Origin of the sequence: Rothia sp. HMSC066H02, from assembly GCF_001814995.1 — a bacterium.
GTDB lineage: Bacteria > Actinomycetota > Actinomycetes > Actinomycetales > Micrococcaceae > Rothia > Rothia mucilaginosa.
Genome location: NZ_KV818673.1, coordinates 67934 through 81998, shown reverse-complemented (window position 1 = coordinate 81998; position 14065 = coordinate 67934). Strand labels below are relative to the sequence as shown.

Sequence of the window (14065 nt, the reverse complement as noted above, 5' to 3'; positions counted from 1 at the left end):
GGGTGAGACGCGAAAATTACTCGCCGCGGCTCTTCTGGATGATCTCGTCAGCGACGTTCTTGGGAACCTCGCCGTAGCTGTCGAATGCCATCGAGAACACTGCACGACCCTGGGTCTTGCCACGCAGGTCGCCAATGTAACCGAACATTTCGGTCAGGGGCACGATAGCCTTGATGATCTTAACGCCGGATGCGTCCTCCATGGAACGAACCTGGCCACGGCGGGAGTTCAGGTCGCCGATAACGTCGCCCATGTACTCCTCGGGGGTACGAACCTCAACGTCCATCAGCGGCTCGAGCAGGACCGGGTTAGCGCGCTTAGCGCCTTCCTTGAAGACCATCGAACCAGCGATCTTGAACGCCATTTCGGAGGAGTCGACGTCGTGGTAAGCACCGTCGATCAGGGTTGCCTTCAGGCCCACCATCGGGTAGCCAGCGAGGACACCGAACTTCATGGCGTCCTGGATACCAGCGTCGACCGAGGGGATGTACTCGCGAGGAACGCGGCCACCGGTGACCTTGTCCTCGAACAGGTACAGCTCTTCGCCATCCAGGGGCAGGGGCTCGAAGGAGACCTGCACCTTTGCGAACTGACCGGAACCACCGGTCTGCTTCTTGTGGGTGTAGTCGACCTTCTCGACTGCCTTCTTGATGGTCTCGCGGTAAGCAACCTGAGGCTTACCAACGTTAGCCTCAACCTTGAACTCACGCTTCATACGGTCAACGATGATGTCCAGGTGCAGCTCACCCATACCACCAATTTCGGTCTGACCGGTTTCTTCGTTCAGCGAAACGGTGAAGGTGGGGTCCTCAGCGGAGAGCTTCTGGATAGCGGTGGACATCTTCTCCTGGTCACCCTTGGTCTTGGGCTCGATAGCCACGAAGATCACGGGATCGGGGAAGGTCATCGACTCAAGAACAATCGGGTGTGCAGGGTCGCACAGGGTGTCACCGGTGGTGGTGTCCTTCAGACCGATTGCCGCGTAAATGTGACCTGCGGTGATCTCCTCAACAGGGTTCTCCTTGTTGGAGTGCATCTGGAAGAGCTTACCGATGCGCTCCTTCTTACCCTTGGTGGAGTTCAGAACCTGCTGGCCCTGAGCTGCGGTACCGGAGTACACACGGGTGTAGGTCAGCTGACCGTAGAACGGGTGAGCTGCAACCTTGAACGCCAGTGCTGCGAAGGGCTCCTCAGCGGATGCCTTACGGGTCAGCTTCTCTTCCTCGTTGGAGGGGTTGGAGCCGACAACGTCCGGAACGTCCAGCGGGGAGGGCAGGTACTCGATCACAGCGTCCAGCATGGGCTGAACACCGCGGTTCTTGAATGCAGAACCACAGAGAACGGGGAATGCCTCACCGGAGATAACCAGCTGACGGATACCAGCCTTAATCTCGGGGATGGTCAGCTCGCCCTCTTCGAGGTACTTCTCCATGAGTTCTTCGCTAGCCTCAGCAACAGCCTCAACCAGCTCAGCGCGGTACTGCTCAGCCTTCTCAACCAGGTCAGCAGGAATGTCCTGGACCTCGTAAGAGGAGCCCATGGTCACGTCACCCTTGGCGTCGCCGGGCCAGACGTATGCCTTCATTTCGAGCAGGTCAACAACACCGAGGAAGTCGCTCTCAGCGCCGATGGGGAGCTGAACAACCAGCGGGCGTGCGCCCAGGCGGTCGATGATGGTCTGAACGGTGAAGTAGAAGTCAGCACCCATCTTGTCCATCTTGTTGACGAAACAGATACGGGGGACATCGTACTTGTCAGCCTGGCGCCAAACGGTCTCAGACTGGGGCTCAACACCTTCCTTGCCGTCGAACACAGCAACTGCGCCGTCGAGGACGCGCAGGGAGCGCTCAACCTCAACGGTGAAGTCGACGTGACCGGGGGTGTCGATAATGTTGATCTGGTTGTCCTTCCAGAAGCAGGTGGTTGCTGCGGAGGTAATGGTAATACCTCGCTCCTGCTCCTGAGCCATCCAGTCCATGGTGGAAGCGCCGTCGTGGGTCTCACCGATCTTGTGGTTAATACCGGTGTAGAACAGAATGCGCTCAGTGGTGGTGGTCTTACCGGCGTCGATGTGCGCCATAATACCGATGTTGCGGACCTTGTTAAGGTCGGTGAACACGTCAAGTGCCACGTTATTCTCCCTAAATGAGATACTCCGAAAGCCTGCCGACTCGAATCGACTCGGCAGGCTCTAAACGGAGAATTACCAGCGGTAGTGTGCGAAGGCCTTGTTGGACTCGGCCATCTTGTGAGTGTCCTCGCGACGCTTCACAGCGGCACCGAGACCATTGGATGCATCCAGGATCTCGTTCATCAGACGCTCAGTCATGGTCTTCTCGCGGCGCTGCTTGGAGAAGCCAACGAGCCAGCGGAGAGCCAGAGCGGTGGAACGGCCGGGGCGAACCTCAACCGGAACCTGGTAGGTTGCACCGCCAACGCGGCGGGAGCGAACCTCGAGAGAAGGCTTGATGTTGTCCATAGCCTTCTTCAGGGTTGCGACCGGGTCAGAACCGGTCTTCTTCTCGACGCCCTCGAGGGCACCGTAGACGATGCGCTCTGCGACGGACTTCTTGCCGTCCAGCAGAACCTTGTTGATCAGCTGGGTGACCAGAGCGGAACCGTAAACAGGATCGTTTACGAGGGGACGCTTGGGAGCGGGACCCTTACGAGGCATTACTTCTTCTCCTTCTTAGCGCCGTAGCGGGAGCGAGCCTGGCCGCGACCCTTAACACCCTGGGTATCCAGAGCGCCACGAACGATCTTGTAGCGAACACCGGGGAGGTCCTTCACACGACCACCGCGAACGAGCACGATCGAGTGCTCCTGCAGGTTGTGACCCTCACCGGGGATGTATGCGGTAACCTCGACGCCGCCGTTGAGCTTGACACGAGCGACCTTACGCAGTGCCGAGTTCGGCTTCTTCGGGGTGGTGGTGTACACACGGGTGCACACGCCACGCTTCATGGGGTTGCCCTTCAGTGCGGGCGCCTTGGTCTTAACGACCTTGGGAGTCCGGCCCTTACGGACCAGCTGCTGAATAGTAGGCACGTTTTCTCCGTTGCTTGATCGGGTTCTTCGTTAGAAAATCCCGTATAAACTTACTGGCCCCCATCACGTTGGATGGGTGCTCTCGGTTATCAGAAACGCTCGGACGCATATCCGGTTGGTTTCTATAGGTTCCTCGACATCTCGGCGAGTTCTCAGGGCTAAAATTCCCCACCATCAGAGGTGAAAAAGTTTTTGGGCACGCTTAAAAATGGCATTTAGGCGTCAGCAAAAAGCAACGCCAAAGGACGGTATCCATACTGCCATTGATTCATCATGCCCGTGCCCTCGGGAAATATCCCGCGTAAACCCACCGGGGGTGGATCCTTGTGCACCGAGCTCAAGTACTTCGGATAAGACTATACAGGTTAAATCCCGCTTAATCTAGCGCTAGAGCGGGGATTCTTTGCTTTTAAGCCCCCATCTAAGGATAAAAGCTAATGATTTACCTCACTTAAATTACATCTTTGGGATTTACCGCTCCCCCGCTATCTCTGTTTCTTTTGCCTCCTTGACGCCAATTTAAAGCAGAAGGCCGCCAAGAACCTCTCAATGATTCTTGGCGACCCCAACAGATGCGGGAGGCGAGCGCATAGCTGCGCCCGCCTCCCGCAAGAGAATATTCAGTTATAGATCCGCCACAGCAGCTACTGGACTACGCCATCTGGAAGAGACTACGCCACCTGGAAGACTCGAGTCTGACCCTCAAACGGGGTAATAGTCTTCGAATTCTTCTTAGCATTGCCGTAGTAGCGGATGCGGTACTGCCCCTTAGGAGTATTAGCCGGAACCTTCCAGCGAACCGTCACCTGAGACGCCGAAACGCCAATGCGCTTCCATTCAAAGAAGGTATCCGGGTTGTTATCCGCGGTGTAGTACTTCCAGGTATTACCCACACGACGCTCAATCACGAAGTAGCTACCGTCGTGATGCATGTTGTTGTTCGGGTGCGCACCAGCAAAACGAGCCGTCACCTCTTCACGGCCGGCAATAGCGTCCTGAGGCTGCTGAGTGACCTGGCCGTAACGCATACCGAACATGGGGGTATCGTAGACGACCTTACCCTGCAGGCTGGCTACCGGGCGACGATCATTCGGACGGTCACCAATACCCAGCGGCGTACCGTTCTTCAGCGAAGTTCCAACAACATTAATGGTCTGACGGAACGCGCTGGAGGTGTAACGACCGAAGAGGGTCGCGCCGCCTTCATACTGCTGAGAGTCATACTCCTCAGGAGTCGTCACGTAGTGGTCGTAGGCGTTGGTGTAGCCCTGCAGAATAATGTGCGATTCGGGAACGCCAAAAAGCTTGGCAGCATCCTGACGATACTGCACACCTACCGCACCGGTGAACTCACCGGGCATACCCAGCAGGTAGTAGTCACCGAAGCGCATAATCTGCACCGGATACTTTTCCTGAATGATCGTTCCATTTTTTGCAGAGAAGAGAATACCCTTCGGCTGCTGGCAACGCGTCTGCGTTGCACTCGGAGTGAATACCAAAGTACCCAGAATAGAGGGGCGACCAGAGCCTTCCTTATAAACAGCCCAACCGCCGCCACCATCCTCAGTGGAACCGGCACCAAACGGAGTGCCCAAGAAGCCCTGGCAGGTACGCTCATTATGGCCGCTACCGGTGTACTTCGCATCCACAGTCATACCCGAGAAATTGAAGTACGAAATACGCGAATCCAGACCCTTACCCACAGGAGTACCTGCGCTCTTGAGCTGAGAACGCACAGCATTAGCCTGCTTCTCACCCTGAATCTTCACGTTCTTGAACTGGTCATTAGTGGGACCCTGACCAGGCTTCAACCAAGTATTCGGGGAAACATCACCAGCATTAGCATTCGCAAACGCCGCAACGAAACCATCACCACTACCGGGAACATTGCGGTCAACGCCGTGATCCTGAGTCTCCAGCAGATATTCCGCATAACCCTTGTTATCGCTCGAAATCAGAGTATTCTTCGAGGTCAAAGAAGTCGGGTGAATCGCATACCAGTTCAACACCGCACGAGTCTTACCGTTGCGCTCCAGACGCAAAGTCATATTGGTCGGATCGGTACCGCCGGGCAACTTAGAACGCAACTGGGGAGAATCCAGATTAAACGCCTCGCGGGAACGGTTAGCACCAACACCGGTCAGCTTCGAAGAAGAAATCGTCAGGTTACCCGGAGCCAGGTCCTTAGTTGCCTGGCGGATTGCCTTCAGCGAACCATCCACCTGAGCATTGAACGTGTCCTGATGGAAACCCAGAGTGGTGATGTTGTACAGGCTCTGGTGCGTAATACCACCGGGGGTCGCATGGGTGTGAGTCGCGGTAATCATAATGTTCGACTCATCGTACGCGGAACCAAACTCAGCGCGAATACGCTTCACCAGTTCATCACGCAGGGACTGCCAGCCAGTCAGAGAGTCCAGGACAACAATGAGGTTGCGCTTACCTGAGGCGCGATCCACCGCAATAAAAGCACGTGCATACTGGCGAGTATGTACGCCACTGCCTTTCTGGGAGCTCTCACCGTAGCCCATGAAGCCGACTTCACCGGGCTCACCGGTAATATCCGCTGCACCCGCACCCACCAGGTAGGGGGTAGCACTGGAGCTCTGAGAAACAGGGGCTGCGGTCGCGACCTGACCGGCAGGAAGAACTGCGGAAGCCGCAATAAGGCATGCTGCACCAATGCGAGCAAGAGAGTGGGTGGGCGCCTTAAAACGCGAAAAAACAGAGGAGCGCTTTCGCTCCCCTGCAGTCGAGGAGGGATTCTGTTCAGATTCGTGAGGCTGTGCCGTTCCGGAAGACAGTTGGGTGCCACCAGTAGTCACCCGTCCGGAAGAGAATAGAGTGATATGCATGCCTTCAAGAATAGAACCTAGTCAAAAGGCTTTCCAAGTTGAATTAGCATTGTTCAAATGAAGAACGTTCATTATTTTTAAACCCCAAAAGAAAACGAGCAAATATTCTATTTATGGCGATATTGGGGCGGATTACAAGGGGTCTCTCAATATTTGACCACCACCTAATTTCTTGCCCAGTCAAGAAATTTTCCCAGTTTGAAGAAATAATGCACCCCAATGATTTTTTACAAATAAATTCGTCTACTAGGCAAAAAATATACAACCTTCCCCTGAAGGATAAAGAATATTAAAGTACCACTTAAAAGAACGCCACCCCTCCCCCACCTATTCGTTAAACACAGAACGCGGATACCCGAGACAACTCGAGTATCCGCGTTCTTTATCAAGGACCAGGCCAGGGCTCTAAACCCTCAACCTACCCCTCACGGCAGAAGCCTTAGTCCAGACCACGACCGTACTCATCCAGCGAAACAGCCATAAAGCCGCCGTTGCCGTAAGTGTACACCTCGTTATCCATCTGGAATGCGCTCTGGTAACCACCGAAAGTGTCCAGAGCTTGCATACGCTCAGCAGTAGCCTGGGCGCTGGGCTCAACCTCAATATCGTTGTAACGTGCCAGACCAGTACCGGCGGGAACCAGCTTACCGATGATCACGTTCTCCTTCAGGCCGAGCAGCGGGTCAGTCTTCGCCTCCATAGCAGCCTGAGTCAGGACGCGGGTGGTCTCCTGGAAGGAGGCCGCCGACAGCCAGGACTCGGTAGCCAGCGAAGCCTTGGTAATACCCATCATTTCCGGACGGCCAGCTGCGGGCTTCTTGCCCTCAACCAGTGCCTTACGGTTAGCAGTCTGGAAAGCAATGTTATCAACCAGCTCACCAGGCAGCAGATCGGTATCACCGGACTCAATCACGGTCACGCGACGCAGCATCTGGCGAACAATAACCTCAACGTGCTTGTCGTGGATTTCCACACCCTGCGACTTGTACACGCCCTGAACCTCGCTCACCAGGTGCTTCTGAGCCTCACGAGGACCACGAATACGCAGAACCTCCTTCGGATCAACAGAACCGGTAGCCAGCTGATCGCCAACCTGAACGTGATCGCCGTTCTGCAGCTTAGAAGCTGCACGACGCAGAACAGTGTAGGACTGGGGCTCAGAACCATCGTCCGGGGTCACCACAATCTTGTAGGACTTCTCGGTATCCTCAATGGTCACGCGACCGGACACCTCAGAAATCGGGGCAACACCCTTGGGGGTACGAGCCTCGAACAGCTCCTGAATACGGGGCAGACCCTGAGTAATATCGTCAGCCGAAGCCACACCACCGGTGTGGAAGGTACGCATGGTCAGCTGGGTACCGGGCTCACCAATCGACTGAGCCGCAATAATACCAACAGCCTCACCAATGTCCACCAGCACGTTCGAAGCCATCGAACGGCCGTAGCACAGTGCACACACACCAATAGCGGACTCACAGGTCAGAACCGAACGGACGCGAACATCCTTCACGCCTGCCTTGAAGAGCTTCTCAATGAGCTCATCAGAGACATCGGAACCAGCAGCAGCCAGAACGTTGCTTGCCTCGTCCTTCACGTCGACCGCAAGGGTACGACCGTGAATCGAAGTCTCGACATCCTGGTGCAGACCGCCATCCTCATCAATCAGAGGCAGAACCAGACCGCGGCGAGTGCCACAATCGTGCTCGCGAACGATAACGTCCTGCGAAACGTCCACCAGACGACGAGTCAGGTAACCCGAGTTAGCGGTACGCAGTGCGGTATCCGCCAGACCCTTACGTGCACCGTGGGTCGCGATGAAGTACTCCAGAACCGACAGGCCCTCACGGTACGAGGACTTAATCGGGCGAGGCATAATCTCACCCTTCGGGTTCGACACCAGACCACGGATACCCGCAATCTGACGGACCTGCATCCAGTTACCACGTGCACCGGAAGTCACCATACGGTAAATGGTGTTCAGACCACCGTGAGAGCTCAAGTTCTCACGCATAGCCTCTGCAACCACGTCGGTAGCCTCGGTCCAAACCTTAATCAGCTCCTGACGACGCTCTTCGTCATCGATGGTACCGATCTCAAAGTCATCCTGAATTGCAGCAGCCTGCTTCTCGTAGCGCTCCATAATTGCCGGCTTCTCAGCGGGAGTAGCAATATCGGAAACAGCCACGGTCACGCCCGAACGAGAAGCCCAGTAGAAACCGGAGTTCTTCAGGTTATCCAGAGCACGAGCCACAACATCCATCGGGTAGCGCTCAGCCAGATCGTTAATCAGGCTACCCAGGCCCTTCTTATCTGCCACACCGGAGAACCAGGGGTAATCCTTCGGCAGAGCCTGGTTGAACAGAACCTGACCAACAGTGCAGTCCAGCAGCACGGGGTCGCCAGCCTTGTAACCCTCAGGAGCTTCCCAGCCCTCAGGAGCAACAAACTGGTCACCATCAAGGCGAATCTTCACCTTGGTGTACAGCTCAATCTCGTGACGATCCATCGCCATCAGAGCCTCAGACACCGAAGAGAATGCGTGACCCTCGTTCTTCTGACCCTCGCGAGGAGTAGTCAGGTGGAACAGACCAATGATCATATCCTGCGAAGGAACAGCCACAGGGCGGCCATCCGACGGCTTCAGGATGTTGTTCGAGGACAGCATGAGGATACGAGCCTCAGCCTGAGCCTCGGGAGACAGCGGCAGGTGAACTGCCATCTGGTCACCATCGAAGTCAGCGTTGAACGCGGAGCAAACCAGCGGGTGCAGCTGAATAGCCTTACCCTCAACCAGCTTCGGCTCAAACGCCTGAATACCGAGGCGGTGCAGGGTAGGTGCACGGTTCAGCAGAACCGGGTGCTCAGCAATAACCTCTTCCAGAACGTCCCAAACCTGCGGGCGGAAACGCTCAACCATACGCTTAGCGCTCTTAATGTTCTGAGCGTGGCTCAGCTCCACCAGACGCTTCATAACGAAAGGCTTGAACAGCTCCAGAGCCATCTGCTTGGGCAGACCACACTGGTGCATCTGCAGCTGAGGACCAACCACAATCACGGAACGACCCGAGTAGTCAACACGCTTACCGAGCAGGTTCTGACGGAAACGACCCTGCTTACCCTTCAGCATGTCAGACAGAGACTTCAGGGGGCGGTTACCGGGGCCGGTCACCGGGCGACCGCGACGGCCGTTATCGAACAGCGAGTCCACAGCTTCCTGCAGCATACGCTTCTCGTTGTTCACGATAATCTCGGGAGCACCCAGCTCCAGCAGACGCTTCAAACGGTTGTTACGGTTGATCACACGACGGTACAGGTCGTTCAGGTCGGAGGTCGCGAAACGGCCACCATCCAGCTGAACCATCGGGCGCAGTTCCGGCGGAATAACCGGAACAACATCCAGAACCATACCCAACGGGGAGTTATCGGTGGTCAGGAAGGCGTTAACAACCTTCAGACGCTTCAGAGCGCGGGTCTTCTTCTGACCCTTACCGGTCTGAATGATCTCCTTGAGAGCCTCAGCCTCAGCCTCCAAGTCGAAGGACTCCAGACGCTTCTTAATAGCCTCTGCGCCCATCGCACCCTCAAAGTACAGGCCGTACTTATCAATCATGGAACGGTACAGTGCCTCATCGCCCTCAAGGTCAGCGACCTTCAGGTTCTTGAAGCGATCCCACACGCGCTCCAGGTGCTCAGCCTCACGCTCGTAACGCTTACGCACCGACGCGAGCTGACGCTCAGCGTTATCGCGCAGCTTACGCTTCTCAGCAGCCTTGCCGCCCTCAGCCTCAATACGAGCCAGCTCCGCCTCAACCTCACGGCTAATAGCGTTCACGTCAGCGTTCAGAGCAGCCTCAAGCTCCTGCTTCTCACGGTCGTGAGCAGCCTGCAGCATCGGCAGATCCTCATGACGAGCTTCCTCGTCAACCTTAGTGATCATGTACGCAGCGAAGTAAATGACCTTCTCCAGGTCCTTCGGAGCCAGATCCAGCAGGTAACCCAGGCGGGAAGGAACACCCTTGAAGTACCAAATGTGGGTAACAGGAGCAGCCAGCTCAATGTGACCCATACGCTCACGACGTACCTTAGAGCGGGTCACCTCAACACCACAGCGCTCACACACAATGCCCTTGAAGCGCACGCGCTTGTACTTACCGCAGTAGCACTCCCAGTCCTTGGTGGGGCCGAAGATACGCTCGTCGAAGAGGCCGTCCTTCTCGGGCTTCAGGGTACGGTAGTTGATGGTCTCGGGCTTCTTAACCTCACCAAAAGACCAACGACGGATGTCGTCGGCGGTGGCGAGGCCAATTCGCATCAAACCAAGCGAAGATTCGTTGGACATATCGGTCCTAATCTCTTTCTGTAAGTTTCTGAAGACTTGGGTTAGCGGGCGGGAACCCCACAACGCACGCGAGCGCATGCGGGGTTCCCCACCCTAGAAGGAGGCGGTGCTTATGCCTCGTCGACGGAGCTAGGCTCGTCGTGGGTCAGGCTCACGCCCATATCTTCTGCTGCCCGGAAGCCTTCTTCCTCCGAGTCGCTCATCTCAATAATCTTGCCGTCGGTGGAGAGCACCTCGACGTTCAGGCACAGAGACTGCATTTCCTTGATAAGAACCTTGAAGGATTCGGGGATACCGGGCTCAGGGATGTTCTCGCCCTTCACGATAGCCTCGTAAACCTTCACACGGCCCGCCACGTCATCGGACTTGACGGTCAGGATTTCCTGCAGGGTGTATGCGGCGCCGTATGCTTCCAGCGCCCACACTTCCATCTCACCGAAGCGCTGACCACCGAACTGCGCCTTACCACCCAGAGGCTGCTGGGTAATCATCGAGTACGGACCGGTGGAACGAGCGTGAATCTTGTCATCCACCAAGTGGTGCAACTTCAGGATGTACTGGTAACCAACCGAAATCGGATCCGGGAACGGCTCACCGGAACGGCCGTCAATCAGACGTGCCTTACCGGAACGGTTGATCAGACGGTCACCATCGCGGTTCGGGTTCGAGTGGTCCATAAGGTCGAACAGTTCGTCCTCGTGGGCACCGTCGAACACCGGGGTTGCCAGGCGGGTCGGGCCGGATTCCTTCGGGAAGTTCGGCATGTGCTTAAGCCACTCGGGCTCGCCCTCAATCTTCCAACCCTGCTTAGCCAGCCAACCGGTGTGGACTTCCAGAACCTGACCAATGTTCATACGACCGGGCACGCCCAGCGGGTTCAGGATGACATCCACGGGGGTACCGTCTTCCAGGAAGGGCATATCCTCGATCGGCAGGATCTTAGAAATAACACCCTTGTTACCGTGGCGGCCTGCAAGCTTGTCGCCGTCGGTAATCTTACGCTTCTGAGCCACGTACACGCGGACCAGCTGGTTCACGCCCGGGGGCAGATCGTCCTCATCGTTGTTCTCGCGGTCGAAGATACGGATACCGATGACGGTACCGGACTCGCCGTGAGGAACCTTCAGGGAGGTGTCGCGAACCTCGCGAGACTTCTCACCGAAGATTGCGCGCAGCAGGCGCTCCTCGGGGGTCAGCTCGGTCTCGCCCTTGGGGGTAACCTTACCGACGAGGATGTCGCCAGCCTCAACCTCAGCACCGATATGGATGATGCCGCGCTCGTCCAGAGCCGAGAGAACATCCTCGGACACGTTCGGAATGTCGCGGGTAATCTCCTCGGGGCCCAGCTTGGTGTCGCGGGCGTCAATCTCGTGCTCCTCAATGTGAATCGAGGTCAGCACGTCCTCAGAAACCATGCGCTGGGAGAGGATGATTGCATCCTCGTAGTTCAGGCCTTCCCACGGCATGTATGCCACGAGCAGGTTCTTACCCAGTGCCAGCTCGCCACCGTCGGTGGAGGGGCCATCAGCAATAACGTCGCGGTACTCGACGCGCTGGCCTTCCTTCACCACAACGCGCTGGTTGTAGCAGTTACCCGGGTTCGAGCGGGAGAACTTCATGATCGGGTAGGTGGAGACAGAGCCGTCGTCGTTACGGACGATAACGGTCTTAGCGTCCACGGAGGAAACCACACCGGGCTTCTTCGCGAGCACGGAGTCACCGGAGTCCAGTGCTGCGTACTTCTCCATACCGGTACCAACCACGGGAGCCTCAGACTCCAGCAGGGGCACAGCCTGACGCTGCATGTTAGCACCCATCAGTGCTCGGTTAGCGTCGTCGTGCTCCAGGTAAGGAATCAGAGCGGTAGCAACAGACACCATCTGGCGCGGGGAGACGTCCATGTACTGAACGGCGCCGGGAGCAACCAGAACAGCTTCGCCAGAACCATCGCCCGCACGGCAGAGAACCTCGTTCTCAGCGAAGGTGCGGTCAGCGTTCAGCGGTGCGTTTGCCTGTGCGATAACAACAGACTTCTCGTCGTCAGCAGTCAGGTAGCGGACCTCATCGGTCACGCGGCCATCAGTCACCACGCGGTAGGGGGTCTCAATGAAACCGAAGGAGTTGATGCGACCGTAGGTTGCCAGCGAACCAATCAGACCAATGTTCGGGCCTTCAGGGGTTTCAATGGGGCACATACGACCGTAGTGCGAGGGGTGGACGTCTCGAACTTCCATGCCTGCACGGTCACGGGACAGACCGCCCGGGCCCAGTGCGGACAGACGACGCTTGTGGGTCAGACCTGCCAGCGGGTTGTTCTGGTCCATGAACTGCGACAGCTGAGAAGTACCGAAAAACTCCTTGATAGCCGCCACGACGGGGCGGATGTTCACCAGGGACTGCGGGGTGATAGCGTCCACGTCCTGGGTGGTCATGCGCTCGCGAACCACGCGCTCCATACGGGACAGACCGGTACGGATCTGGTTCTCAATCAGCTCGCCCACGGTGCGGATACGACGGTTACCGAAGTGGTCGATGTCGTCGATATCAATCTTGAGGGAGATCTCCTCGCCGTCACGGACGCCGGGGATGCTGGTCTCGCCTGCGTGCAGAGCGCAGAGGTAACGAATCATCTGAGCGATGTCGTCCTGGCTCAGAACGGAAGCCTCGGGAGAATCCATGGGAACGTCCACACCGAGCTTACGGTTCAGCTTGTAACGGCCAACCTTCGCCAGGTCGTAGCGACGCGGGGTGAAGTACATGTTGTCCAGCAGAGCCTGGGCAGCTTCAACCGTCGGGGGTTCGCCCGGACGCAGCTTGCGGTAGATATCCAGCAGAGCCTCGTCGCGGTCCTTGACGGAGTCCTTCTCCAGAGTTGCGCGGATGGAGTCGTACTGACCGAACTCAGCCAGAATCTTGGACTCGGTCCAACCCAGAGCCTTCAGCAGAACAGTCACGGACTGCTTACGCTTGCGGTCCAGACGCACACCAACCTGGTCGCGCTTATCAATCTCAAGCTCGAACCATGCACCGCGGGAAGGAATCACGCGGGCAGAGTAAATGTCCTTATCGGAGGTACGGTCCGGAGCCTTCTCGAAGTAAGCACCGGGGGAACGCACCAGCTGAGAAACGACCACACGCTCAGTACCGTTAATAACGAAGGTACCGGCCTCGGTCATCAGGGGGAAGTCACCCATGAACAGGGTCTGCTGCTTGACCTCGCCGGTAGCGAGGTTCATGAATTCAGCCTTAATGTACAGCGGAGCCGAGTAGGTTGCGTCGCGGTCCTTGCACTCCTCAACAGAGTACTTGGGGTCAGCAAACTCAGGCTCAGAGAAGGAGAGCTGCATAGTCTCCTGGAAGTCACGAATCGGGGAGATTTCTTCAAAAATCTCAGCCAGACCGGACTGAGCGGGGACAGAAGTGTCACCAGCAGCCTGCGCCTTCTCCAGACGCTCCGCCCAGCGCTCGTTACCAACGAGGCGGTCGAAGCTATCGGTCTGGATAGCAAGCAGGTTGGGAACCTTCAGCGGTTCGTTAATCTTCGCGAATGAAATTCGGCGCGAGACGTTCTCTGCGCCGTTAGCGGCGTCATGGTTAGAGGTGCTCGAAGCGACCAAAATGGGGATCCTTCCACAGACATGTCTGTTAGCAATCAGCCTCCCGGCGACATTACCGGCGACACGACAACCTCAGCCCCCGAATAAAACGGTGCTCGAAGCTATAGAGTCGGACGGAAAAACGTCACCTTCAGCCCGTGCCCACCGCTATATGAAGGCACAAAGGTTAGGGAAAGCGTAAATACTAACGATACAGGAAGAAA

The 14065-nt window shown here is 56.7% G+C and carries 6 protein-coding genes; all 6 read right to left on the bottom strand.

Going from position 1 to position 14065, the window contains the following annotated elements:
• Positions 1-16 precede the first annotated feature (16 nt).
• The 6 genes from fusA to rpoB all read right to left on the bottom strand — a co-directional run bounded on the left by fusA (position 17) and on the right by rpoB (position 13862).
• A complete protein-coding gene (gene fusA, locus HMPREF2999_RS03035; RefSeq protein ID WP_070675891.1) occupies positions 17-2131 on the bottom strand; it encodes an elongation factor G in 2115 nt (704 codons plus the stop codon).
• A 72-nt stretch (positions 2132-2203) separates the two neighbouring features.
• Complete coding sequence (rpsG, locus tag HMPREF2999_RS03030) at positions 2204-2674, bottom strand: 30S ribosomal protein S7 (protein ID WP_005504941.1); 471 nt, start codon at positions 2672-2674, stop codon at positions 2204-2206.
• The gene (gene rpsL, locus HMPREF2999_RS03025) at positions 2674-3048 is read right to left on the bottom strand and encodes a 30S ribosomal protein S12 (protein ID WP_005504939.1); all 375 of its coding nucleotides are present in this window, start codon (positions 3046-3048) and stop codon (positions 2674-2676) included. The genes rpsG and rpsL overlap by 1 nt, the downstream gene beginning before the upstream one ends.
• A 671-nt stretch (positions 3049-3719) precedes the next feature.
• The gene (locus HMPREF2999_RS03020) at positions 3720-5903 is read right to left on the bottom strand and encodes a neutral/alkaline non-lysosomal ceramidase N-terminal domain-containing protein (RefSeq protein WP_083315078.1); all 2184 of its coding nucleotides are present in this window, start codon (positions 5901-5903) and stop codon (positions 3720-3722) included.
• Between the two features lie 439 nt (positions 5904-6342).
• Positions 6343-10245 (bottom strand): DNA-directed RNA polymerase subunit beta', encoded by a 3903-nt coding sequence (locus HMPREF2999_RS03015; RefSeq protein ID WP_070675893.1) that lies wholly within the window; start codon positions 10243-10245, stop codon positions 6343-6345.
• Positions 10246-10355: 110 nt separating this feature from the next.
• On the bottom strand, positions 10356-13862 hold the full coding sequence (rpoB, locus tag HMPREF2999_RS03010; protein WP_005504932.1) for a DNA-directed RNA polymerase subunit beta: 3507 nt from the start codon (positions 13860-13862) through the stop codon (positions 10356-10358).
• Between the last annotated feature and the right edge of the window lie 203 nt (positions 13863-14065).